The organism is Serratia sp. PL17, from assembly GCF_017832355.1.
Lineage (GTDB): Bacteria > Pseudomonadota > Gammaproteobacteria > Enterobacterales > Enterobacteriaceae > Serratia.
In genome coordinates, this window is record NZ_JAFIBY010000001.1 from 1,692,571 (window position 1) to 1,716,915 (window position 24,345).

The 24,345-nt window shown below is 52.7% G+C and carries 25 protein-coding genes; 9 read left to right on the plus strand and 16 right to left on the minus strand.

All coding sequences use genetic code 11. The annotated features are described in order from the left end of the window. Positions 1–48: 48 nt before the first annotated feature. Positions 49–321 carry a YcgL domain-containing protein gene (locus JOE25_RS08130; protein WP_209633957.1) on the minus strand — a complete coding sequence of 91 codons (273 nt, stop codon included), beginning with the start codon at positions 319–321 and terminating at the stop codon, positions 49–51. A 136-nt stretch (positions 322–457) separates the two neighbouring features. On the opposite strand from JOE25_RS08130, the gene minC reads away from it, so the two are divergent. The 3 genes from minC to minE are packed head-to-tail and all read left to right on the plus strand — an operon-like array spanning position 458 to position 2,270. Next, positions 458–1,159: a septum site-determining protein MinC gene (gene minC / locus JOE25_RS08135; RefSeq protein ID WP_209633959.1), complete on the plus strand. Its 702-nt coding sequence runs from the start codon at positions 458–460 to the stop codon at positions 1,157–1,159. 25 nt (positions 1,160–1,184) lie between these two features. Continuing rightward, entirely contained in the window at positions 1,185–1,997 is an 813-nt protein-coding gene (gene minD / locus JOE25_RS08140) for a septum site-determining protein MinD (protein WP_037419763.1), read from the plus strand. 3 nt (positions 1,998–2,000) lie between these two features. Beyond that, positions 2,001–2,270, plus strand: coding sequence for a cell division topological specificity factor MinE (minE, locus tag JOE25_RS08145; protein WP_012145482.1), 270 nt, complete (start codon positions 2,001–2,003; stop codon positions 2,268–2,270). A gap of 236 nt (positions 2,271–2,506) precedes the next feature. On the opposite strand, the gene rnd is transcribed toward minE, so the two are convergent. The 5 genes from rnd to JOE25_RS08170 all read right to left on the minus strand — a co-directional run bounded on the left by rnd (position 2,507) and on the right by JOE25_RS08170 (position 8,991). Further along, complete coding sequence (rnd, locus tag JOE25_RS08150) at positions 2,507–3,628, minus strand: ribonuclease D (RefSeq protein ID WP_130381011.1); 1,122 nt, start codon at positions 3,626–3,628, stop codon at positions 2,507–2,509. An 89-nt stretch (positions 3,629–3,717) separates the two neighbouring features. Then, positions 3,718–5,406: a long-chain-fatty-acid--CoA ligase FadD gene (fadD, locus tag JOE25_RS08155; protein WP_209633961.1), complete on the minus strand. Its 1,689-nt coding sequence runs from the start codon at positions 5,404–5,406 to the stop codon at positions 3,718–3,720. A gap of 206 nt (positions 5,407–5,612) precedes the next feature. Then, the gene (locus tag JOE25_RS08160) at positions 5,613–6,203 is read right to left on the minus strand and encodes a Slp family lipoprotein (protein WP_209633963.1); all 591 of its coding nucleotides are present in this window, start codon (positions 6,201–6,203) and stop codon (positions 5,613–5,615) included. Positions 6,204–6,304: 101 nt separating this feature from the next. Beyond that, entirely contained in the window at positions 6,305–7,006 is a 702-nt protein-coding gene (gene tsaB / locus JOE25_RS08165; RefSeq protein ID WP_209633964.1) for a tRNA (adenosine(37)-N6)-threonylcarbamoyltransferase complex dimerization subunit type 1 TsaB, read from the minus strand. A gap of 80 nt (positions 7,007–7,086) precedes the next feature. Next, positions 7,087–8,991, minus strand: coding sequence for an ATP-dependent DNA helicase (locus tag JOE25_RS08170; protein ID WP_037419770.1), 1,905 nt, complete (start codon positions 8,989–8,991; stop codon positions 7,087–7,089). 133 nt (positions 8,992–9,124) lie between these two features. On the opposite strand from JOE25_RS08170, the gene JOE25_RS08175 reads away from it, so the two are divergent. Further along, a complete protein-coding gene (locus JOE25_RS08175) occupies positions 9,125–9,469 on the plus strand; it encodes a RidA family protein (protein WP_209633966.1) in 345 nt (114 codons plus the stop codon). A 50-nt stretch (positions 9,470–9,519) separates the two neighbouring features. Here the strand turns inward: JOE25_RS08175 and mdtI are convergent, their stop codons facing one another. The 4 genes from mdtI to zwf form a co-directional block, all read right to left on the minus strand. Beyond that, positions 9,520–9,849, minus strand: a complete 330-nt coding sequence (mdtI, locus tag JOE25_RS08180; protein ID WP_209633968.1) for a multidrug/spermidine efflux SMR transporter subunit MdtI — start codon at positions 9,847–9,849, stop codon at positions 9,520–9,522. Then, complete coding sequence (gene mdtJ, locus JOE25_RS08185; RefSeq protein ID WP_209633969.1) at positions 9,836–10,204, minus strand: multidrug/spermidine efflux SMR transporter subunit MdtJ; 369 nt, start codon at positions 10,202–10,204, stop codon at positions 9,836–9,838. Before mdtJ ends, mdtI begins: the two co-directional genes overlap by 14 nt. Positions 10,205–10,769: 565 nt before the next feature. Beyond that, on the minus strand, positions 10,770–11,411 hold the full coding sequence (locus JOE25_RS08190; protein ID WP_209633971.1) for a bifunctional 4-hydroxy-2-oxoglutarate aldolase/2-dehydro-3-deoxy-phosphogluconate aldolase: 642 nt from the start codon (positions 11,409–11,411) through the stop codon (positions 10,770–10,772). Between the two features lie 152 nt (positions 11,412–11,563). After that, positions 11,564–13,039, minus strand: coding sequence for a glucose-6-phosphate dehydrogenase (gene zwf, locus JOE25_RS08195; RefSeq protein WP_209633973.1), 1,476 nt, complete (start codon positions 13,037–13,039; stop codon positions 11,564–11,566). Between the two features lie 352 nt (positions 13,040–13,391). On the opposite strand from zwf, the gene JOE25_RS08200 reads away from it, so the two are divergent. From JOE25_RS08200 to JOE25_RS08210, 3 genes are all read left to right on the plus strand, one after another. Beyond that, complete coding sequence (locus JOE25_RS08200) at positions 13,392–14,264, plus strand: MurR/RpiR family transcriptional regulator (RefSeq protein ID WP_037419984.1); 873 nt, start codon at positions 13,392–13,394, stop codon at positions 14,262–14,264. Positions 14,265–14,452: 188 nt separating this feature from the next. Beyond that, the gene (pyk, locus tag JOE25_RS08205) at positions 14,453–15,895 is read left to right on the plus strand and encodes a pyruvate kinase (RefSeq protein WP_209633975.1); all 1,443 of its coding nucleotides are present in this window, start codon (positions 14,453–14,455) and stop codon (positions 15,893–15,895) included. A gap of 105 nt (positions 15,896–16,000) precedes the next feature. Beyond that, positions 16,001–16,885, plus strand: coding sequence for a leucine-rich repeat domain-containing protein (locus JOE25_RS08210; protein ID WP_209633977.1), 885 nt, complete (start codon positions 16,001–16,003; stop codon positions 16,883–16,885). Positions 16,886–16,951: 66 nt separating this feature from the next. Here JOE25_RS08210 and lpxM read toward each other — a convergent pair whose 3' ends face one another. From lpxM to znuA, 3 genes are all read right to left on the minus strand, one after another. Continuing rightward, entirely contained in the window at positions 16,952–17,920 is a 969-nt protein-coding gene (gene lpxM / locus JOE25_RS08215) for a lauroyl-Kdo(2)-lipid IV(A) myristoyltransferase (RefSeq protein WP_209633979.1), read from the minus strand. 149 nt (positions 17,921–18,069) lie between these two features. After that, on the minus strand, positions 18,070–19,392 hold the full coding sequence (gene mepM / locus JOE25_RS08220) for a murein DD-endopeptidase MepM (RefSeq protein ID WP_209633981.1): 1,323 nt from the start codon (positions 19,390–19,392) through the stop codon (positions 18,070–18,072). Between the two features lie 21 nt (positions 19,393–19,413). Next, positions 19,414–20,367, minus strand: coding sequence for a zinc ABC transporter substrate-binding protein ZnuA (znuA, locus tag JOE25_RS08225; protein WP_209633983.1), 954 nt, complete (start codon positions 20,365–20,367; stop codon positions 19,414–19,416). Between the two features lie 78 nt (positions 20,368–20,445). Here znuA and znuC point away from each other — a divergent pair, with 78 nt between their 5' ends. Together znuC and znuB are read left to right on the plus strand one after the other, a co-directional pair. Next, complete coding sequence (znuC, locus tag JOE25_RS08230) at positions 20,446–21,204, plus strand: zinc ABC transporter ATP-binding protein ZnuC (RefSeq protein WP_209633985.1); 759 nt, start codon at positions 20,446–20,448, stop codon at positions 21,202–21,204. After that, positions 21,201–21,986: a zinc ABC transporter permease subunit ZnuB gene (gene znuB, locus JOE25_RS08235; protein ID WP_209633987.1), complete on the plus strand. Its 786-nt coding sequence runs from the start codon at positions 21,201–21,203 to the stop codon at positions 21,984–21,986. The genes znuC and znuB overlap by 4 nt, the downstream gene beginning before the upstream one ends. A 68-nt stretch (positions 21,987–22,054) precedes the next feature. On the opposite strand, the gene ruvB is transcribed toward znuB, so the two are convergent. The 3 genes from ruvB to ruvC all read right to left on the minus strand — a co-directional run bounded on the left by ruvB (position 22,055) and on the right by ruvC (position 24,328). Continuing rightward, positions 22,055–23,059 carry a Holliday junction branch migration DNA helicase RuvB gene (gene ruvB, locus JOE25_RS08240; RefSeq protein ID WP_209633989.1) on the minus strand — a complete coding sequence of 335 codons (1,005 nt, stop codon included), beginning with the start codon at positions 23,057–23,059 and terminating at the stop codon, positions 22,055–22,057. Positions 23,060–23,079: 20 nt separating this feature from the next. Next, entirely contained in the window at positions 23,080–23,694 is a 615-nt protein-coding gene (gene ruvA, locus JOE25_RS08245; RefSeq protein ID WP_209633991.1) for a Holliday junction branch migration protein RuvA, read from the minus strand. A gap of 112 nt (positions 23,695–23,806) precedes the next feature. Beyond that, positions 23,807–24,328, minus strand: coding sequence for a crossover junction endodeoxyribonuclease RuvC (gene ruvC, locus JOE25_RS08250; protein WP_037419817.1), 522 nt, complete (start codon positions 24,326–24,328; stop codon positions 23,807–23,809). Between the last annotated feature and the right edge of the window lie 17 nt (positions 24,329–24,345).

Genomic DNA, 24,345 nt, shown 5'->3' on the forward strand with positions numbered 1-24,345 from the left:
TCAGTTTAGGGTCACTGCTCCAGCGTAGCTCCTGTGCACCAACGACGGTTATTTTTTATCGTTAGACAAATGCAGGTTTAATAAATTTTCCAACGGCGGTGGAACCTGCAGATAAAACCCTTCTTCTTTCAGGGCTTCCTTCACTTTTTCAATATCCGCCGAGGCTAACTTTTCCCGACCTTCAAGAGAAAGCGTCATGGCCAATTGCGGCGTACCGAAACTTTTCATCAGATCTTCGGGCACGCGAGAGAAATCGTCTTTTTTTTCGACATAAAGATAAGTTTGATCGCGTTTCGAGCTTCTATAGATCACACAAAGCATGTTTTTAACTCTATTTAATTGGGGCAGCGTCTTGCCTGGATATAACTCTGACTATAACATGCTTATAGTACTTCGGAATATCGCACCCCGATTGGTATTCCGGGGATTTAAAGTTGCTGAGACTGAGTCAGGATAGATGTCACAATCGCCAATTGAGCTAAAAGGCAGCAGTTTTACCCTATCGGTTGTTCATTTGTATAATTCGGAACCCGAGGTAATACGTCAGGCATTACTAGAAAAGGTGGAGCAAGCGCCTGCCTTTTTGAAAAATGCCCCTGTTGTTATCAACGTTGCAACGCTAAACGGCGACGCAAACTGGAAAGAACTTCAACAGGCTGTCACGGCAGCAGGACTGCGCGTTGTAGGTATCAGCGGTTGCAGAGATGAGCGGCAAAAACGCGCGATAGCCCGTGCTGGACTGCCATTATTGAACGAAGGCAAAGGCCAAAAGATGGCTGCCCAGGAACCGGTGCCCGCACCAGTCCCCGTGGTGGATCCCAACGCCCCCGCCAAGACGCGCATCATCAGTGCTCCTGTCCGTTCCGGCCAACAGATTTATGCCCGCAATAGCGATCTGATTGTGACCAGCAGCGTCAGCGCCGGCGCCGAATTAATTGCCGATGGCAACATTCACGTCTACGGCATGATGCGCGGTCGTGCGCTGGCCGGTGCATCAGGTGATACACAGTGCCAGATTTTTTGCACGCACCTGGGTGCTGAGCTAGTCTCTATCGCAGGGCAGTACTGGTTGAGCGACCAAATCCCGTCCGATTATGTCGGGCAGGCCGTACGACTCAGCCTGTTGGATAACGCTTTAACCATACAACCTTTAAATTAAGCCCTTTTGACAAGGAATCCATTTCATGGCACGCATTATTGTTGTTACATCGGGTAAAGGGGGCGTTGGCAAGACCACTTCAAGCGCGGCCATCGCTACCGGCTTAGCCCAAAAAGGGAAGAAAACCGTTGTCATCGATTTCGATATCGGTCTGCGGAATCTTGACCTGATCATGGGCTGTGAACGCCGGGTTGTTTACGATTTCGTCAATGTGATTCAGGGGGATGCCACACTGAATCAAGCGCTAATCAAAGACAAACGCACGGAAAACCTCTTTATCCTGCCAGCATCGCAAACACGTGATAAAGACGCGCTGACCCGCGATGGCGTCGAGAAGATCCTCAACGATTTGGGCGAGATGGATTTTGACTTTGTAGTCTGTGACTCTCCGGCCGGGATCGAAACGGGTGCGCTGATGGCCCTGTACTTCGCTGACGAAGCCATCATTACCACCAACCCGGAAGTCTCCTCGGTACGTGACTCTGACCGCATCTTGGGCATTTTGTCTTCCAAATCCCGTCGTGCTGAGCGTGGCGAGTCCGCCATCAAAGAACACTTGCTGTTGACCCGTTATAACCCAGGCCGCGTTAGCCGTGGCGACATGCTGAGCATGGAAGACGTGCTGGAAATCCTGCGTATTCCACTGGTCGGCGTTATCCCGGAAGATCAGTCCGTACTGCGGGCATCTAACCAGGGTGAGCCGGTGATTCTTGATGCTGAGTCAGATGCCGGTAAAGCCTATGACGATACCGTTAGCCGCTTGTTAGGGGAAGAACGCCCCTTCCGCTTCATTGAAGAAGAGAAGAAGGGTTTCCTGAAACGCCTTTTTGGGGGATAAACCATGGCATTACTAGACTTCTTTCTGTCCCGCAAAAAGCAGACAGCCAATATAGCCAAGGAACGGCTGCAGATTATCGTCGCAGAGCGCCGACGCGGGGACAGTGAGCCCCCGTATCTGCCTGATTTAAAACGCGATATTCTGGCGGTAATTTGCAAATACATCCAAATCGACCCTGAGATGCTGCACGTACAGTTTGAGCAGAAAGGGGATGATATTTCGGTACTTGAACTCAACGTGACATTACCGGAATCGGAAGAAGTAACTAAATGAGTGTGACGCATTAATTACCCCCTGTATATTTTCTTGCAGGGGGTAACTGTATGCATAACCAGTTATTGAGATAAAAAAGACCCCATTATCATTTTACCCTTTGGGATTAATCTCAATTAATCTTGCGTCACTGTTGTTTAGAGTAAATGCTGGTAGTAAGAGTCAGTACTTCTATTATCCCTAATAAATAATCAGAGCAGTGTTTCCTTACCCTGCCCTGACTTTTTAAAATCCGATTAATAATCCTTCAGAATGTCCTGAAGCGGCGTCGATAATAAATCACCTCGCCAGCCGCTGACTAATTCTGGCAAGTTGTCGCCGCCTTTCAATTTCCAATGCCAATTCAGCAACTGATTAATCTGTCGACGTGATGCCAGCAATTCGCTGCTCAGCCCACTTTGCTCACTGACAATGACGATCGCCGCTTTGATTTCCTTGAACACCTTCTTATAACCGGGCTGATCGACCAGGTTCGACAACGGCTCAGGCAAGACGGATTCATCCAGCTCGGCGGCTTCTGCAACCAAGGCCAATAGCGTTTTACCGTGATAGCGAATTTCCGGGCCGCTTAGCCCAAGTGAGTCCAGTTCTCCCAAAGACGTCGGCATATGACGCGCCACCTGCCAGAGGTTCTCTTCGCGCACCACGAAATTCACTGCCAGATCACGTTCACGCGCCTGGCGCAGACGCCATTCCGCCAGTTTTTGTAAACACCCCAACTGACGCGGACGTAATTGCCAGGCATTGGTGATTTCACGGTAGGCCAATTCCGGCGCCAGTGTCTCGCTACGGCGTTGACACAACAACAGGCATTCATTGCTTGCTGCTGCCGTCCAACCGGCCTCCTCCGTCTCCTGCACGAGCCGTTTGGCCATCGGCAGCAGATAGAACACATCCGCAGCGGCGTAGACACATTGTTTTTCTGTCAGTGGACGAGCGAGCCAATCGGTACGGGCTTCGCTTTTATCCAGATCCACCTGCATATATTCCGACACTAGCGTCGCAAAGCCGCACGATAATGGTCGACCGGTAAAGGCAGCCAGAATCTGGGTATCCACCATCGGCGTCGGCAACGTTTTGAACGCATTGAGGAACACTTCCAAATCCTCACTGCCGGCATGCAGGAACTTCACTATCTGGGTGTCACTGAGCAACTCGATAAATGGCTGCCATTGCTTGATTGGCAAAGGATCAATCAGGGAGAGTTGTTCACCGTCGTATAACTGAATCAGACCTAACTGAGGATAGTAGGTGCGCGTTCTGACAAATTCGGTGTCCAGCGCAATCTGGGCATGCTTTTTCGCCTGCTCGCAGACCTGCTGCAATCCGGCATCGGTAGTGATCAACTGATAGTTCAAAACATCATTCTCTTGGTCGCTTTCATGATTCAAACACAACAACGCCGGCATTCACCGGCGTTGTTGATCTGTAAGGCGTGGATGCTGACCTAGGCGGCATTGGCCGCCGCAGGTTTTTTCTGCTCATCACGCAGTTCTCGCCGCAAAATTTTACCGACGTTAGACTTCGGCAACTCGTCACGGAACTCAACAATTTTAGGCACTTTATACCCGGTAAGCTGCCGACGGCAATGTGTCAACAGCTCTTCTTTGGTCAGAGAGGCGTCTTTCTTCACCACGCAGATCTTGACCGTTTCACCGGAAACCTCGTTCGGCACGCCAATCGCCGCACATTCCAATACTTTCGGATGCTGACTGACCACGTCTTCGATCTCGTTCGGGTAGACGTTAAACCCGGACACCAGAATCATGTCTTTCTTACGATCAACGACGCGCACAAAGCCCATGTCATCCACTGTAACGATATCACCGGTCGCGAGCCAGCCATCTTTTAATACTTCATCCGTCGCGTCCGGCCGTTGCCAGTAGCCTAACATAACTTGCGGCCCTTTGACCCACAGTTCACCCGGCTCACCGACAGGAACATCATTGCCATTATCATCCACCAACCGAATATCCGTAGAAGATACTGGCAGACCGATGCTGCCGCTATAGTGCTTCAAATCGTGCGGGTTGCAGGTGACCAAGGGTGCACACTCTGTCAGACCATAGCCTTCCAGCAAGTGCTTACCGGTCGTTTCTTCCCATCTGTCCGCCACCGCTTTCTGCACCGACATGCCCCCGCCTACCGAAAAGCGTAGCGTCGAGAAATCCAATTGATGGAAATCGCTGTTATTCAGCAATGCATTGAACAAGGTATTCACCCCGCTTAGCGCGGTAAACGGATAACGGCCCAGTTCCTTGACCAACCCCGGAATATCACGCGGGTTAGTGATCAGGAGGTTGCGGCCGCCTAGCTCGATAAACAACAGGCAATTCACCGTTAATGCAAAGATGTGGTAAAGCGGTAATGCGGTGACAATCAGCTCCTGACCGTCACGGAACAGTGGCTCGTAGGCGGCTTTGGCCTGCGCTACGTTCGCTTGCATATTACGGTGTGTCAACATCGCGCCTTTCGCCACACCGGTAGTCCCACCGGTATATTGCAAGAACGCCAGGTCGGAATTGATGATATCAGGTTTAACATACTGCTGGCGGCGCCCGCGTTGCAGTGCGCTGCGGAAAGATATCGCGGCAGGCAGGTGATATTTTGGGACCAGCCGTTTGATGTATTTCACCACGAAGTTAACCAAGGTGCCTTTCGCAGTAGAAAGCTGATCGCCCATACGTGTCAGGATCACATGTTTGACTTGGGTGTTGAACACCACTTTTTCCAGCGTATGAGCAAAGTTGGAGACAATCACGATGGCAGTGGCGCCACTGTCGTTCAGTTGGTGCTCCAACTCACGTGGCGTATAAAGCGGGTTAACGTTTACCACCACCATACCGGCACGCAAAATACCAAACAGCGCGATCGGATACTGCAAAAGATTCGGCATCATCAAAGCGACACGATCGCCTTTCTGCAATCCAAGCTCGTTTTGCAAGTACGCTGCGAAGGCGCGACTGCGCTCTTCCAGCTTACGATAGGTCATCACTTCGCCCATGTTAATGAAAGCCGGTTGATCCGCATAACGCTTAACCGCATTCTCAAACATTTCGACCAAAGATGAATAACGATCGGCATCGATCTCTGCTGGAACATCTGCCGGGTAACGTTTTAACCAAACCTTATCCAAGGTATTACTCCTGAAATCATTACTCATTATCATCGCAGCCCCTAACCCGCAGCCAAACCATAACAATATTTTAACTCAGCGGACCAGTTTGGGTTTTAAACATTATTCAGGTTGCGATGTACGTCACTAATTGGCGCTAATTCCCTGCGCCAAAAGAAAAAGGCGGCCGGAGCCGCCCTAATAAAATCGTTAACAACAAGCGAGCATTACTCGGTGACGATGGTTTGCACCTGCACCGGGCCAGGATTATACCAGCCGTAGCCGACGCCCCAACCTGGGCCCCAAGTACCGCCACGCCAGCCCCACGGCCCCATCGGCGCAGGTGGCATCATCACCTGTTGAGACAGGTGCCAACGTTTGTAGCCAGTGGCGTTCATGGTGACAAACTTGTAGGGTGTCATTCCAATCTTGCCGTCTCTTACACCCGTGATCGGGCCAACAACGGTAACCAACTGGCCTTTGAAATCAACTGGCTCCAGGAAACCGTTCACCGACGCCAGCAGCCTCCCCTGCGACGGTTCGCCCAGGATCGGCCGTGCGCCTGAATCGAGCGGAACCGTAGCGATTTCCAATACGGTCTTTCCCTGCTCGTTCGCAACATTCACCACGGTTCCGCCAAAACGGGCTTCAGCCCCCACAAACAGGTTCGGCGCATTCTGAACCGAAGTGAGCTGCTGGACCGGCGTTGCCGTACTGCCTTTGATCGCATCAGGTACAGAGACACACCCCGACAAAGCGAGCGCACCGCAGGCAATAGCCAGCAGCGACATTTTTTTACTTACAGTGTGAGTTAACATCGTCGCAATCTCCTGAAATAGCTGTAACTTTGACATCAATACACAAAGCAAGTTGCAGACCATTCATTTCCTGGCATCAACCAAAGCACAATAGGCTACGGCTATTCGCGACCGGGCAGTTTTTTCCAGGTAACTTCATTGCGCAAATAAGTTGGCTCGGCATTTTCTACCTGTACCGCCAGCCCGTTTTGCCAGGCTTGCACCGCTAATGGCAGCATATCTTCCGCATGCGGCAGCAATATTTGGCCATCGCGCAGACTTAATGCCGTGCCAGCGACCAGGTCTGGGTAGGTTTGCCAGCCGGTGCCAACATGTGCCCAATCGCCTTGCAGAGCTTGCGCTCGCGCCAACGCCTGCGGCGGAGAAAGCACCGCCTCACCTTCGCTCTCCAGCCAGTTACCGTCTTGCTGACGCTCAAACTGGCCCCAGTAAACCTCACCCATGCGTGCATCTATCGCAGCAAGAACGCGATTTGCACCAGTCACTCGCCAAGCCCCTTGCGCCATAGTTTGCAACGTAGAAATGCCCAGTAATGGCAACCCGGCACCCAAAGCCAACCCCTGCGCAATACCAATGCCAATACGCACGCCGGTAAAGCTGCCAGGTCCACGGCCAAAGGCCAGAGCATCGAGCTGATTAAGGGTTACACCGGATTCCGCCAGCACGTGCTGCACCATCGGTAAAATGCGTTGCGTATGCTCACGTGGGCACAGCTCAAACAGGGCGTGGATCTCGCCTTGATTCCAGAGCGCAACGGAACAGGCTTCCGTCGCTGTATCGATCGCTAAAATTCGCGTGGACATGCCAACCTCAGGCGGGAATAAAACAGGGTTTTTCATACAGGGCGCGCATTGTAGCACAGCCCTGCTGTCACGCCTATCCGCTAGCGCTCTGCCTGCAAGAAGGCGATCGCTTGAGCGATATCGCGGGTGCGTGGCGTCGGCGGTAAACTGTTAAGGAACACTTCGCCATAGGGTCGCATTACCAAGCGGTTATCACAGATCACCAGCACGCCGCGATCGTCAGTATCGCGAATCAGGCGCCCAACGCCCTGTTTCAGGGTAATGACCGCATCCGGCAGCTGCACGTCGTTAAACGGATCGCCACCACGTAGCCGGCAGTCTTCAATGCGCGCTTTCAACAAGGGATCGTCGGGCGAGGTAAACGGCAGCTTGTCGATGATCACGCATGACAAGGCATCGCCACGCACGTCCACCCCTTCCCAGAAGCTGCTGGTCGCCACCAACAACGCGTTGCCAGCCTCGACAAACTGCGCCAGCAATTGCCCTTTACTGGTTTCCCCCTGAAGCAGTACCGGCAACGTCATGGTCGCACGGAACTCTTCCGCCAGTTCACGCATCATCTGGTGGGAAGTACAAAGGAAGAAACAGCGACCATTATTGGCCTCAATCAACGGGCGTAGCATGCGCGCCAGTTGCCGAGCACCTCCGGGCTGATTGGGAGATGGAAGAAAGCGCGGCACACACAATAAGGCTTGTTTTGCATAGTCGAATGGGCTGGCCAGCAACAACGTTTTGGCTTTGTTCAGACCCAAACGATCGGTGAAATGCCCCATTTGCTCATTCACCGACAACGTTGCCGAGGTGAAAATCCAACTGCCTGGTTTTTCATCCAACAATTCACGGAAGCGGTCAGCCACCGTCAGCGGCGTTAACGCCAGCACGAAATGGCGTGAGTTGCACTCATACCAGTAGCTGAACCCCGGTTCGTTGACCTCTTTCAAGCGTTTGAGACGTGCACGGTACAGTGTGGCCCGTTCGAAAGCAGCATCCAGCAGAGCCGAGCGCCCCAGAGACAGTTTGACGACGTCGTAACACAACTCCAGAGCGTCATCGAGCAGCAGCAAAGCGCGCTGTACGTTTGGCTGACTCAGTACCTCACGCAGGTTCCCTCGAAACCCCGGTTCACCCAGCATCAAACGGAAGTCCTGGGTACTTTGGCTGAGCCGGTCTGCACTTTTTTGGAGCTGAGCAGCGTCGCGAACTTCGGTTCGGTAGGCAATGGAAATGTCTTTGGCCAGATCCAGCAATTGGCGGCTGGTCAACTGTTTACCGAAGTACTGACTGGCGATATCCGGGATCTGATGCGCCTCATCGAAGATCATCACGTCTGCTTCCGGGATCAATTCAGCAAAGCCGCCTTCTTTCACTACCATATCTGCCAGGAATAAATGATGATTCACAACCACCACATCTGCATCCATCGCACGGCGACGCGCCTTAACCACAAAGCAATCTTTATACAGTGGGCAGTCACTGCCCAGACAGTTATCGTTAGTGCTGGTCACTAACGGCCAGACGAAGCTGTCTTCCGCGACGTCACTGCAGCTACTGATATCGCCTTCTTTGGTCATTGACGACCATTTGCGCAGATGAACCAGATCGATCAACGCCTGCCCAGCCAGCTCCCCGCCCGCCATCGACTGCTGCTCCAGACGCTCCAGGCACAGGTAGTTTGACCGTCCTTTCAGTAACGCCATCTTCCCCTTGTACTTCAGCGCCTTGGCGACAGTAGGCAAATCGCGCGCGTAAAGCTGGTCCTGCAGCGCTTTCGAACCGGTAGAGATGATCACTTTACGATCGGCCCGCAGTGCCGGTACCAGGTAGGCGTAGGTTTTACCGGTGCCGGTGCCCGCTTCGACCACCAGCTCCTGCTTGAAGTTAATGGCCTCTGTGACTGCTTCCGCCATCTGCCGCTGTGCTTCACGCGGTTTGAAACCCTTGATTGCCTGCGCCAGGGCGCCGTCTGTTGCGAAATCGTCTGTCACGCTATCTCTCTGCCGATGTAATTCAGCGTTGATTATGCCAATCCTGCTGCACGGCTACCACCGACTTTCTCATCAAGCATTTATGTCGATGGCTGTGATACCCTTAAGGCGATGATGATATGGAGATAAATGAATGAATATCGAACGAATTGATCCGGACAAGCGCTGGTCAGAAGCAGTTGTTCATAACGACACAATCTATTACACCAGCGTGCCGGAAAATCTGGATGACGACGCCACCGCGCAGACCGCCAACGCCCTGGCGGCGATCGATGTGATTCTGGCCCGTGTTGGCTCAGATAAGAGCCGGGTGCTGGATGCCACCATTTTTCTGGCTGACGGCGCAGACTTTGCTGCCATGAACGCCGCCTGGGATGCCTGGGTCGTTGCTGGTAGCGCCCCTGTGCGCTGCACGGTTGAGGCTAAATTGATGAACCCGAAGTACAAGGTTGAAATCAAAATCATTGCCGCACTGTAAAAAAAAACCGCAGACGGTAACGCCTGCGGTTTTTACTTGTTGTCTGCCGATTAAGCCAGTTTGATAATGACCATCCCCGCCAGCAACAAGGCCAGGCCGATCCAACCTTTGGCATTCAATCGCTGACCGAACAAGATCCAACCGGCTGCGATAGTCGCGGCAATACCAAATCCGCCCCACAGTGCATAAGCCACCGACAGATCAATCCCCTTCACCGCCTGTGCCAGGGCACTGAATGCCCCCAGTACCGACAGCAAAGACAACAGACCTAACCAAATTTTACGGAAACCGTCTGACATCTTCAGGAAGATGTTGGCGACAATTTCCAGCACAATCGCCAGTCCCAAAAACCCAATGTGGTACAACTCAAGCTGTTGCATGGTTGTCACCTCGCGGGCTGGCCTGTTTTCGTGATTTGCGGGTACCCGACTTCACCAACAGGATGCCGGCAATCAATGTCACCAGACCCAGGACTTTCAGTACCGAGATAGGTTCATCAAACCACAGCACGCTGAACAAGGTAATGAACAGGATACCGATACCTTCCCACAATGCATAAGCAACACCTAAGGCAACACGCTTTATCGCTAATGACAGCATCACGTACGACGCTGTGATCATGATATACATCACGATATGCCCCGTCATGCCACCGCTGATGCTGGCGTATTTCATTGACAAGGTACCGATAATTTCGGCCACGATGGCCAAACCTAAAAAGATCCAATAAATCATAATTTCTCTCCCAAACGGCGAATAACGCACGCTAAGGCATATTTATCCCGATTTATCTCGTCAGACAGGCGCAACAAGGCGCTGACGACGCAGAGATCCCTGGGGATAAACTGACCCAAACGTAATAAAGAAGTTTGCCCGGCTACGCGGAATGACGAAGGACTGAGCCTGTCACCAGCACCGGTTAAGGGAGAAAGACGCTATAGCTCGCTGCACCAGTGATGCTCACTGGCAAGGATGGCAGATAGGAAAAGCTGGCAAGTAGAGGTTCTGAGGGTAATTCCATTAGTTGTCATCATAAGTATTCTCTATTCTCAGCCGCACATTATCTTGTTACACGGAGTGCGATTTGCCCAATATCCTCATCAAGTAAAATTTTCAACTGTGATAGTTGTACCACAGCAAAAATTATAAAGCAAACCCCCGTTTTCGCAAAAACCATATAAAAAAAGTTTAAAAATAATAAAGTTAAGTAATTTAAAAATAAAAAAAGGCTCAACATTGTGTTGAACCTTCACTTGGAACGGGTCGGCCAATAAATCGACAAACCCAGGCTCGGCGCGGGTTACGCCGTGGCACCACTGACGGCGGTACGCGCCAGTTCAGTGATGCGTGCGTAGTCGCCCTTTTCCAACGCATCGGCTGGTACTAACCAAGAGCCGCCAATACACAGCACACTATTCAGCGCCAGATAATCACGGTAGTTATTCGGCGTTATGCCGCCCGTCGGACAGAAGCGCACCTGTGGGAATGGCCCACCGATTGCCTGTAACGCTTTCACCCCCCCATTGGCTTCCGCCGGGAAGAATTTGAACTCGCTCAGGCCATGATCCATCCCCAGCATCAGCTCTGAAACAGTGCTAATGCCAGGAATTAACGGAATGGGACCTGACGTTGCCGCCTTCAGCAGCGCCTCTGTCAGGCCCGGGCTAATGGCGAATTGCGCCCCCGCATCGGTCACAGCCTGTAATTGCTGTGGGTTAATCACCGTACCGGCACCAATAATCGCTTCCGGCACCTCCGACGCGATAGCACGAATCGCCTCCATGGCGCAGGCGGTCCGCAATGTAACCTCCAGTACGCGCACGCCACCGGCTACCAACGCCCTGGCCAACGGCACCGCATGTTCCAGCTTATTGATCACAATCACAGGAACGACCGGGCCTGCGGTCAGAATTTGTTCTGCGCTGGTTTTCCAGTTTTTCATTGTTACTTCTCCATGACTTACGGGTTATCAATGGCACGCCCCTGCCACAGGGCTCCGCGAATTCACGCAGGCGTCCGGCCGTACCCCAAGTGATGTTGCGCCCCGGTATTGCGGGCAAAAAAATGCCGGCAGATAAACTGCCGGCAGAGTCATTACTCGAACTCGTTCCAGGAACGGCCATCGCGAGTAATCATCGCGACTGAGGCTACCGGCCCCCAGGTGCCGGATTGATACGGTTTCGGCGCTTCGTTATCGGCTTTCCACGCATCCATGATGGAGTCAACCCACTTCCATGCCTCTTCCACCTCGTCGCGACGCACAAACAACGCTTGAATGCCGCGCATGGTTTCCAGCAACAGGCGCTCGTAAGCATCCGCGACGTGCTCCTGGTTGAAGGTTTCGGAGAAGCTCAGATCCAGCTTGGTGGTTTGCAGACGATGCTTGTGATCCAGACCAGGCACCTTATTCAACACCTGAATCTCGATACCCTCATCCGGCTGCAAACGAATGGTCAGTTTGTTCTGCGGCAGTTGCTGGTAAGAATCGCTGAACAGATTCAATGGCGGGTTTTTGAAGTAAACCACCACTTCGGAACATTTGGTCGGCAGACGTTTACCTGTACGCAGGTAGAACGGCACACCCGCCCATTGCCAGTTATCAATATCCACACGAATGGAGACGAAGGTTTCGGTATTGCTGCTTTTGTTCGCCCCTTCCTCTTCCAGATAACCTGGCACTTTTTTACCCTGCACGAAACCGGCAGTGTACTGGCCACGCACCGTGGTTTCACGAACATTGGTCTGATCGATACGACGCAATGAACGCAGCACTTTCACCTTCTCGTCACGAATACGGTCGGTGGTCAGATCCGCAGGGGGTGACATGGCAATCATGGTCAGAATTTGCAACAGGTGGTTCTGGATCATGTCACGCATTTGGCCAGCCTGGTCAAAATAGCCCCAGCGCCCTTCAATCCCCACTTCTTCCGCCACGGTGATCTGCACGGAGTCGATAGTACGGTTGTCCCAGTTGGACGCGAACAGCGAGTTAGCAAAACGCAATGCCAACAGGTTAAGCACGGTCTCTTTACCGAGATAGTGGTCAATACGGTAAACCTGGGATTCGTTAAAGTATTCCGCAACCTGATCGTTGATCACGCGTGACGACGCAAGATCGGTGCCAAGCGGCTTTTCCATTACAACGCGGGCCGGCTCGTGGTTCAGCTTGGCTTCGCCCAAGCCTTTGCAGATCGCGCCGAAGGTGCTTGGCGGCATTGCAAAGTAGTTGATGGTAGTACGATGTTTCTGATCCAGCATTTTACCCAATGTGGCAAAATTCTTGCTGTCGTTCACATCCAGGTTGCAGAAGTCCAGGCGCGCGCTCAGCGTGGCCCAGAGTTCGTCATCCAATTTTTCTTTCATAAAGGTGCCAAGCGCTTCCTTGACCACCTTGATATAGGCTTCTTTATCCCACTCGGCACGGCCGACGCCAATAATACGGGTATCCGGGTGGATATGGCCGGCTTTCTCTAACTGGTACAGGGAAGGCAACAGCTTACGACGCGCCAAATCGCCTTTCGCGCCGAAAATAACCAGGTCACACGCCTGGGCTGTAGAGGTTACCGCCATGTTCATCTCCTCGTTGCAGGATATTTGTAATTTTCTTACATTACTAATGTACTCTCTTTAACTACGGCCAGTAAACCCGGATCAAAAGTAGAAAAAAAGCCCTAGAAATTGCAGTGTTAAGCGTTATCGGGCATAAATGCCGCTGACCAAACGAAAAACTGTAATTTTCTGTCTTTTTTGACACTCTTTTACCATTATGAAAGTTAGACACAGGTCATGTTCTGATGAAAAAAGACTGCATACCCTCTGTCTACACTGCCAACGGTCTCCAGCACGTAGTATATTTTCACTAAACCGGCATTGATTTCTCCTTTGATTGAAATCGACATACCCTATGAGTGACTCTCGTTATATGAATACGCTGGAAAAAATCCAGAGCCATCTGGAGCTACTGAGCAAATCTGAACGGAAAGTCGCAGAGGTGATCCTCGCCTCTCCACAGACCGCCATTCACTCCAGCATTGCGACGCTGGCCAGGATGGCGGACGTCAGCGAGCCTACCGTCAACCGTTTTTGCCGCCGTCTTGATACCAAAGGCTTCCCTGATTTTAAACTGCATCTGGCACAAAGTCTGGCCAATGGCACACCTTACGTAAACCGTAACGTGGAGGAAGATGACAGCGTCGCGTCCTATACCGGTAAAATTTTCGAATCCGTCATGGCGAGTCTGGATACAGTAAAGGCAAATTTAGATATTGCAGCAATCAATCGTGCTGTTGATCTGCTTACCCAGGCAAAAAAGATCTCTTTCTTTGGTTTAGGTGCCTCGGCAGCCGTCGCCCATGACGCCATGAACAAGTTTTTCCGCTTCAATATTCCGGTAGTCTACTTCGATGACATCGTCATGCAACGTATGGGGTGCATGAACTCCAGCGAAGGTGATGTGGTGGTATTAATCTCCCACACCGGTCGCACCAAAAATCTGGTGGAAATGGCGCAGCTGGCGCGAGAAAACGACGCCACGGTGATCGCCATTACCTCACGCGACACCCCTTTGGCACACGAAGCAACGTTAGCCTTGCTGCTCGATGTCCCCGAAGACACCGACGTTTATATGCCCATGGTGTCTCGAATTGCACAATTAACGCTCATCGACGTTCTCGCCACCGGATTTACCTTGCGTAGAGGGGCCAAATTCAGAGATAACTTGAAGCGGGTCAAGGAAGCGTTGAAAGAATCGCGCTTTGATAAGGGTGTCGTTATCCCCAACAATTTCGACTCGTAACCGATGTGAAAAAAACTGTCGGTCAGGATAACCTGAACGGCAGCATTAGAGGCAGTACCCTGTTAAAACGCTCATGCGGGTAACCCGAGTGAAACATCAGTGTAGTAAAATTACATTTCACTCCTGGTTTCGTTATCCGACGTTATCGCAACACCAATAATTTGCTTCACCAGTCAACGGAGTAATACATGTCCAGACGGCTCAGAAGAACCAAAATTGTTACCACCCTGGGTCCGGCTACTGACCGCGACAATAATCTGGAAAAGATCATTGCCGCTGGCGCTAACGTAGTTCGGCTAAACTTTTCCCACGGCAGTGCTGAAGATCACCAAGCTCGCGCGGACAAAGTGCGCGAAATTGCTGCCAAGTTGGGACGTCACGTCGCTATTCTGGGTGACCTGCAAGGGCCGAAGATTCGTGTTTCCACCTTTAAGGAAGGCAAAATTTTCCTTAACATCGGTGATAAATTCCTGCTCGATGCCAACATGTCCAAGGGCGAAGGCGATAAAGAAAAAGTCGGTATCGACTATAAAGGCCTGCCTGCCGATGTTGTGCCGGGCGATGTGCTGCTGCTGGATGACGGCCGCGTACAATTGAAAGTGCTCGAAGTTCAGGGCATGAAAGTCTTTACCGAAGTCACCGTTGGCGGCCCACTGTCCAACAACAAGGGTATCAACAAACTCGGTGGCGGTCTGTCCGCAGAAGCCCTGACTGAAAAAGACAAAGCCGATATCGTCACTGCGGCAAAAATCGGCGTTGACTACCTGGCGGTTTCCTTCCCACGTACCGGCGAAGATCTGAACTACGCACGCCGTCTGGCTCGCGACGCAGGCTGCAATGCCAAGATCGTATCCAAAGTTGAACGCGCTGAAGCCGTGTGCAGCGATGAAGCTATGGACGACATCATCCTGGCGTCTGACGTGGTCATGGTGGCACGTGGCGATCTGGGCGTCGAAATCGGCGATCCTGAGCTGGTCGGCATCCAGAAAAAACTGATCCGCCGTGCCCGTACGCTGAACCGCGCCGTGATTACCGCAACCCAGATGATGGAGTCGATGATCACCAACCCGATGCCAACTCGCGCCGAAGTCATGGACGTGGCGAACGCCGTGCTGGATGGTACCGACGCCGTTATGCTGTCGGCTGAAACCGCAGCCGGTCAGTATCCGGCAGAAACCGTAGCGGCAATGGCGCGTGTTTGTCTGGGCGCTGAGAAGATCCCAAGCATCAATGTCTCCAAACACCGCCTGGACGTGCAATTTGACAACATTGAAGAGGCTATCGCCATGTCTTCAATGTACGCGGCAAACCACCTGAAAGGTGTTACCGCACTGATCGCCATGACCGAATCGGGGCGCACGGCTCTGATGATGTCACGCATCAGTTCCGGCCTGCCGATCTTCGCCATGTCACGTCATGAGCACACGCTGAATCTGACAGCACTGTACCGCGGCGTGACGCCGGTGTATTTCGACAGCCATAACGACGGCGTCATCGCCGCCAATGACGCAGTGAACCGCCTGCGTGATAAAGGCTTCCTGGTGTCCGGCGATCTGGTCATCGTCACCCAGGGTGACGTGATGGAAACCGTGGGCACCACCAACACCAGCCGTATCCTGCGCGTCGAGTAATCACTGCTGCTGCCGGCCGTTAACTCGGCCGGCATTTTTCCCCACTCTGCCCTTTCCCCTGTTAAACTCCCCTCCAGTCGCCGCTCGGCAAACGGAGAGCCATTGATGCTTCATCAACACCCACAGCAAAACTGCAGCCTAAACGCGCTGAATTTGGACAGCCAGGGGCTGGAACATTTGGATGATGCCTGCCTGCAAGGCAACGCATTGCTGAAAATCAGTTTATACAACAACCGACTCCTCCAGCTCCCTGCGCAAATGTTCAAACACACCGATCTGCAGGTGTTGAATATTTCCTGCAATCAACTTTGTGAACTGCCGATCGGCATTGGCCAACTGCAACATCTTGCGATGCTGGATTGCGGCCACAACCAAGCCACTCACGTCCCTGCAGAAATCGGTGAGTTGCACAATTTGACCTATTTATATCTGAGTGATAATGCCTTTAGCGATCTGCCCATTGAGTTGGGTCAACTACGCAAATTGCGCTATCTGAATGTGACGGATAACCAGCTGACTCAGTTGCCGGCCGCTATCGTTCAGCTCAGCGCCTTGCAAGAACTCCGGTTGTACAACAACCAAATTGCTGCATTGCCTGACTCTGTTGGTCAGTTAACGGCACTGCGAGAACTGCATCTGATGAACAATCGCCTGACGGCATTGCCGAATGAGCTCTCTCAGCTGTCCGAGCTGGCGGTGCTGGACGTTGAAAATAACGCCATCGGTCTGCTGCCAGACGCATTTTGTCACCTCAGCAACCTGACTGACCTCAACCTCCGGGCCAATCAGTTACAACAGTTGCCCGCCGATTTGGGCCAATTAACCGCGCTGACCACGCTTGACCTGCGCGCTAACCGTTTAAGTACTCTGCCGGACAGTATGGTGAACTTGACCCGTTTACGACGCTTGGATCTACGTTGGAACAACTTTGCCCATATGCCTACCGTGTTGGAACCCCTGATAGCTCAAGGCTGCATGGTGCATATTTAAGCCCCGCAACAAAAAGGGCCAGACCCCCGAAGATGTCTGGCCCTTGGCCGTCAGCAAAAACTGGATTTAGCGATATAAATCGTCACGTGAATAGGGTTCAATTTCCCCTTCTTTACGCGTTTTCAACAGTTTTAGGATCCAGGTGTACTGTTCTGGGTTTGGCCCCACCAGATTCTCAACCTCTTCATTCATTCGCCGTGCAATATAGTGATCATCAGCCGTGGCCAAGTCATCCATCGGCGGGCGAATATGAATATCCAGCATGCTGGTTTTGCCATCATAGACCGGGAATAGCGGGACAATAGCTGCGCGACAAACCTTCATCAAACGCCCAACGGCCGGCAATGTGGCCTTATAGGTCGCGAAGAAGTCGACGAACTCGCTGTGTTCTGCACCGTGATCTTGATCGGGCAGATAATAACCCCAGTAACCCTGGCGCACTGAGCTGATGAACGGCTTGATGCCGTCATTCCGGGCATGCATTCTGCCGCCAAACTTGCGACGCACCTTATTCCACAGATAATCGACTAGAGGATTGCGTTGGTTATGGAACATCGCCGCCATCGGCTGGCCGCGAGCAGCCATCAGCATTGCCGGTACATCTACTGCCCAGCCATGCGGTACCAGAAAGATCACGTTATGACCTTCTTCACGGATTTTATCCAGCACCTCCTCACCGTGCCACCGAACGCGCTTCAACACCTTTTCCGGTTTAGTGCAGGCCAGTTCCGCCATCAGGATCATTGATTGTGGCGCTGTGGCGAACATCTCATCAATGATGTGCTCACGATCGCTTTCCGACACCTCTGGCAAGCAATACAACAAGTTGATACGAGCACGACGCCTTGCGCCTTTAGCAACCTTGCCTGCCAATTTACCAATCGCACCAAGCACCGGATCGCGCAGGCGCGCAGGCACCAGCGAAATACCGGCCATCAGCCCTGTTCCTAACCAAACGCCCCAGTAGCGCGGGTGGTAAAAGGCTTTCTGAAATTGCGGGATGAACTCAGGATTTGATTTTTTTTCGTTTTGCATGCACAAGCTCTTAACTTAGCGGTTCGGCTAATCATAATTGCAATGATTGATTTTGCAATTAACAACGGCGAAGCGCCAATATAAAACAACATCGGCCCGTAATCAGGCCGATGGAATCACTGGCGCGGTAACGCGCCCCGACAAATGCATTAATCTAGCTGCAGTTGAGGAACCACTTCTTTCACCTGCGCCAAATAATCGCTGCGATCTTTACCGGTCAGCCCTTCAGAGCGTGGCAGTTTCGCCGTCAACGGGTTCACCGCCTGTTGGTTAGTCCACATTTCAAAGTGCAGATGTGGGCCGGTAGAACGGCCCGTATTGCCGGATAATGCGATGCGGTCACCACGTTTCACCTTCTGCCCTGGCTTGACCAACAGCTTTTTCAGGTGCATATAGCGCGTGGTGTACTGACGACCATGGCGGATCGCCACATAGTTACCCGCAGCTCCGCTACGTTTGGCGATCAACACCTCACCGTCACCGACAGCCAGCACCGGGGTACCTACCGGCATCGCAAAGTCGACACCTTTATGCGGTGCAATACGCCCTGTCACAGGGTTAACGCGGCGCGGGTTGAAGTTTGAGGAAATGCGGAACTGTTTCATGGTTGGGAAACGCATAAAGCCACGCGCCAAACCAGAACCCTGACGATCGTAGAATTTACCGTCCTCGGCACGAATGGCGTAATAGTCTTTACCGCCGCTACGCATGCGAACACCCAGTAACTGGCTCTGCGCACTCTTGCCGTCAAAATGTTCACGGGACATTAACACAGAGAACTGATCGCCCTTGCGCAACTTACGGAAGTCCAACTGCCATTGCAACGCTTTGATTACTGCATTGATCTCAGCACGACTCAGGCCGGCATTGCTGGCGCTGCTGACAAAACTGCCGTTTAAACGACCACTGATGACATTGTTGCGCCATTCGCCTTGCAGAGCTTCCTGGGTTTCTTTGAAGGTGTTGCCTGTACGATCGTAGGTGCGGGTCTCACGTCGAGACACTTCCCACGTCAAACGCTGCAAATCGCCGGCTTCGTTCACTGTCCAGGACAGTTGTTGGCCGATTTTCAGATTACGCAGATCGCGGTTTTGCGATGCCAACAGCGTGACGTCCGACATATCGATGCCATATTGGGTCAGAATACTGCCCAGCGTATCGCCCGTCGAAACCACATATTCATGCACTCCATCCTCGCCGGCGACCTTCTGGTCCAGCTCATCCTGTGGGATGTCATCATCGGGGGTGGGTTGGTCAACGTCGATCGGTTCACTGGCTTCAGGTAACAAGGAACGTAATTGGCTGGATTCTAATTCAATGCTCTTAACGATGGGGTTATGTTCTGGGTGATAAACAAAAGGCCGCCAAACAGCGACGGCCAATGTAACGACTGTCAACGACCCCAGCATGACGCGGTGGGGCCGTGGCAGGTTGTTATACGCCAGAGCGATAGTTCGGACTATCTGCTGCACTCGATTTTATCCTCATAATCTTTACTTCAGGCAGCTCACGTACTGGTTTGACAACTGAGTCAGGAAGTTCCCGTAGCTGTCTTTACCCAGTGCGATGCCGATGCCCAGCGGATCCAGCGTTCCTGAACGCACATTGGTCCCTTTGGCAACAGCATTGATTACGGCTGGCCTGAATTGTGGCTCAGCAAAAACGCATACTGCTTTCTGCTCAACCAACTGTGTTCGAATTTGGTGTAAGCGCTGTGCTCCAGGTTGGATTTCGGGGTTAACGGTAAAATGGCCCAATGGGCTCAAGCCGAAGTGTTTCTCAAAATAGCCATAAGCATCATGAAAAACAAAATATCCCCTACCTTGCACAGGCTTAAGCATGTTACCAACATTTTTGTCAGTTTGCGTCAGCAGATTCTCGAACTGGCGCAGGTTTGCGTCTAATTTGTCCTTATTTTGTGGCATAAGTTCCAATAACCTGTCGTGAATCGCGATCGCGGTCACTTTTGCCACTTCTGGGGACAGCCAAACATGCATGTTATATTCACCGTGATGATGCCCGTCGCCCTCATCATGGTCGGCATGATTATGCGCATCTGTTGCATGTTCATGATCGTGGTCATCATCTTCGCCTTTCATCAGCAAAGGTTTCACGCCACTCAGTTCGCTGATGGCGACCTGGTGTTTAGCCGCTACTGGCGCTAACGATTTTGTCAGGAAGGCTTCCATATCTGGACCTACCCATACCACCAGATCCGCGGCACGCAAACGCTGAATATCGGAAGGCCGCAGCGCGAAGTCATGCGGTGATGCACCGTCCGGCAACAGAACCTCCGTTGGCGTTACCCCATCAGCAATTGCCGAGGCGATAAAGCCCAATGGGCGAATGGACGTCACCACCGCCGCAGAGGCGTTGCTCAGCGGTCCCGCCATTATCAATGCACTGGCCAGTAGCGTGCGTTGTAACCATTTATTTTTCTGTGCCATTATCCGTAATCCCGTCGTTTTCGTTAGCGAAGCGTGATATTATAACATTCGGTTAGTTCTGCAAAATGTAATCATGAGATGTCCACACTGACAACGCTAAAAAATATCTCCGTATCCTTTGGCAACCGTAAGGTGCTGTCGAATATTTCGCTCAGCCTGCAGCCGGGTCGTATCCTGACGCTGCTCGGCCCAAACGGTGCGGGCAAATCCACGCTGGTACGCGTGGTGTTGGGGCTCATTGCACCAACGGAAGGCACACTGGCACGTGAGCCTGGCTTACGTATCGGGTATGTGCCGCAAAAGCTGCACCTCGACGCTACCCTCCCACTTACCGTCAGCCGCTTTATGCGCCTAAAACCCGGCGTTAAAAAAACCGATATCCTGCCAGCGCTTAAGCGTGTACAAGCAGCGCACCTGATTGATCAGCCAATGCAAAAGCTCTCTGGCGGTGAGAACCAGCGCGTGCTGCTGGCTCGGGCCTTACTGAATAAACCGCAGTTGCTGGTGCTGGATGAACCCACGCAAGGGGTCGACGTCAATGGCCAACTAGCGTTGTACGATCTGATCGATCAGCTGCGCAAAGAATTAGGCTGCGCGGTACTGATGGTTTCCCATGACCTGCATCTGGTGATGGCGAAAACCGACGAAGTGCTGTGCCTCAACCAACACATTTGTTGTTCCGGTGCGCCGGAAGTGGTGTCGATGCATCCTGAATTTATCGCCATGTTCGGCAACCGTGGCGCAGAACAACTGGCAGTCTATCGCCACCACCATAATCACCGCCATGACCTGCAAGGACGAATTGTGTTGAAGAAAACCGGGGGCCGTGAGGCATGATTGAACTGTTATTACCTGGCTGGCTTGCCGGGGTGCTTCTTGCCGGTGCCGCAGGGCCACTCGGCTCTTTTGTGGTTTGGCGTCGGATGTCTTATTTCGGGGATACTTTGGCGCATGCCTCACTCTTGGGTGTGGCGTTCGGCCTGCTGCTTGACGTGAATCCGTTCTACGCGGTGATTGCTGTCACGCTGGTGTTGGCACTGGTGCTGGTGTGGCTGGAGCGTCGTCCGCAACTGTCCGTTGATACCCTGCTCGGTATTATGGCGCACAGCGCGCTCTCGCTGGGATTGGTGGTGGTTGCTCTGATGTCCAACGTCCGGGTCGATCTCATGGCCTATCTGTTTGGCGATCTGCTGTCGGTCACGCTCAACGATATTTGGATGATTGGTATTGGCGTTACTCTCGTGCTGCTGATCCTGTGGTGGCAATGGCGTAACCTGCTGTCGATGACCATCAGCCCGGAACTCGCGCACGTTGACGGCGTTAACCTGGTGCGAGCACGCACCGTGTTAATGCTGGTCACAGCCCTCACCATCGGCCTGGCAATGAAATTCGTCGGCGCGCTGATTATCACTTCACTGTTGATTATCCCAGCGGCAACCGCACGGCGTTTCGCCCGCACACCGGAACAAATGGCCGGATACGCGGTACTGGTTGGTGTGCTTGCGGTGACGGGGGGGTTAGCCTTCTCGGCATTTTACGACACGCCGGCCGGCCCGTCGGTAGTTCTGAGCGCAGCCGTGCTGTTTGTTTTGAGCCTATCCAAAAAGCAGCATGCCTGATTCCCCGTGCAGATATGAAAAAGGGCCGCAATTAGCGGCCCTTTTTCATGCAGATGACCACGCAAGACTTACTCTTCGCGCACCATACCAAAGTGCTTATAAGCATGATTGGTAGCCATGCGCCCACGCGGTGTGCGCTGGATAAAACCTTGCTGGATCAGGAAAGGCTCGATAACGTCCTCGATCGTTTCTCGTTCCTCGCCAATCGCAGCCGCCAGGTTATCCAAACCAACAGGTCCACCGGTGAATTTGTCGATAATTGCCAGTAGCAGCTTGCGGTCCATGTAGTCGAAACCTTCCGCGTCAACATTCAACATGTCCAGCGCTTGCATCGCCACATCGCCGCTGATCACGCCATTGGCGCGGACTTCGGCGAAGTCGCGCACTCGGCGCAGCAAACGGTTAGCGATACGTGGAGTCCCCCGCGCGCGACGAGCCACTTCATGCGCCCCTTCGTCCGACAGATCCAGCCCCAGGCAGTTAGCGCTACGTGAAACAATGTGCTGCAAATCGGCAACCTGATAAAACTCCAGGCGTTGCACGATACCGAAACGATCACGCAATGGCGATGTCAGCGAACCGGCACGGGTGGTAGCACCCACCAACGTAAAAGGCGGCAAATCGAGCTTGATCGAACGTGCAGCGGGGCCTTCGCCGATCATAATGTCCAGTTGATAATCTTCCATCGCCGGATACAGCACTTCTTCTACTACTGGAGAAAGGCGGTGGATTTCATCAATAAACAGAACGTCGTGCGGTTCGAGATTGGTCAGCATCGCCGCCAAATCCCCTGCCTTCTCCAGCACCGGGCCGGAAGTGGTACGCAAATTAACGCCCATTTCATTAGCAACGATATTGGCCAGCGTGGTTTTACCCAACCCTGGAGGGCCGAAGATCAGCAAATGGTCCAGCGCATCGCCACGCTGCTTGGCCGCCTGAATAAAGATTTCCATCTGCTCGCGGACATGCGGCTGACCAACATATTCCGTCAGCAGCTTCGGCCGTATTGCGCGATCAAGAATTTCTTCTTCATTGATCGGCTCGGCAGAAATCAGGCGATCGGCTTCAATCATTCTCTACCTCTTATCGGCGCTTACAGCGCGGCGCGCAACGCGTCGCGGATCAGGGTTTCGCAATCGGCACCCGGCTTGGCGATTTTACTTACCATGCGGCTGGCCTCTTGCGGTTTATAGCCCAATGCCACCAGCGCAGAGGCGGCTTCAGCTTCAGCATCCACCTCGACGGTTTGTGCGGAAATGGCAGGCAGCGTGATTTCGCTGCTGCTGTTAAACAGATCGCCATTAAGCCCTTTGAAGCGGTCTTTCATTTCTACGACCAGGCGCTCTGCGGTTTTCTTGCCCACGCCCGGTAATTTCACCAGGGACGTGATCTCTTCGCGTTCCACCGCACTGACAAACTGTTGCGCAGACATACCGGACAAAATAGCCAACGCCAACTTTGGCCCTACGCCGTTCACTTTGATCAACTCGCGGAACAGCGCACGCTCTTGCTTATCATTAAAGCCATACAGCAGTTGTGCATCTTCGCGCACCACAAATTGGGTAAACACGATAGCCTCTTGCCCCAGCTCCGGCAGCTCATAAAAACAGGTCATCGGCATATGCACTTCATAGCCCACACCGTTTGCCTCCAGTAATACCAGTGGCGGCTGCTTTTCCAGAATATATCCTCTGAGACGACCTATCATTTACCCTCCTGCTGAATTCCTGAGCATGACCTTCTGCCATGCCGTGCTGGTAAAGCTTATAACATAAAAAAGGCTGGATGAATATCCAGCCTCAGTTATCGCTGATTAAGCACTACTTTAAACGCCCACGCGCCAGGTTCAACCGCCCTTCACTCATCCTCAGCACGTTTTGACTGAGGTGGCAGTGGGTAATGGCAATTGCCAGGGCATCGGCGGCATCAGCCTGAGGGTTAGCCGACAGTTTAAGCAACGAACGCACCATATGCTGCACCTGTGCCTTTTCCGCCGCGCCCGTGCCGACCACCGTCTGCTTTACCTGTCGTGCCGCATACTCAAACACTTCCAGATCCTGGTTCACGGCAGCGACGATCGCCACGCCGCGCGCCTGCCCAAGCTTGAGCGCCGAATCCGGGTTTTTCGCCATAAACACCTGCTCAATGGCGAAAAAGTCCGGTTTAAACTGGGTAATGATTTCGCTGACGCCGGCGTAAATCAGCTTCAAACGCGTCGGCATGTCATCCACCACGGTGCGGATGCAGCCGCTGGCGACATAGCTTAACTGACGGCCTTGCTGACGAATAAGGCCGTAACCGGTGACGCGCGATCCGGGATCGATACCGAGTATGATCGTCATCCCTACACCCACCTTGC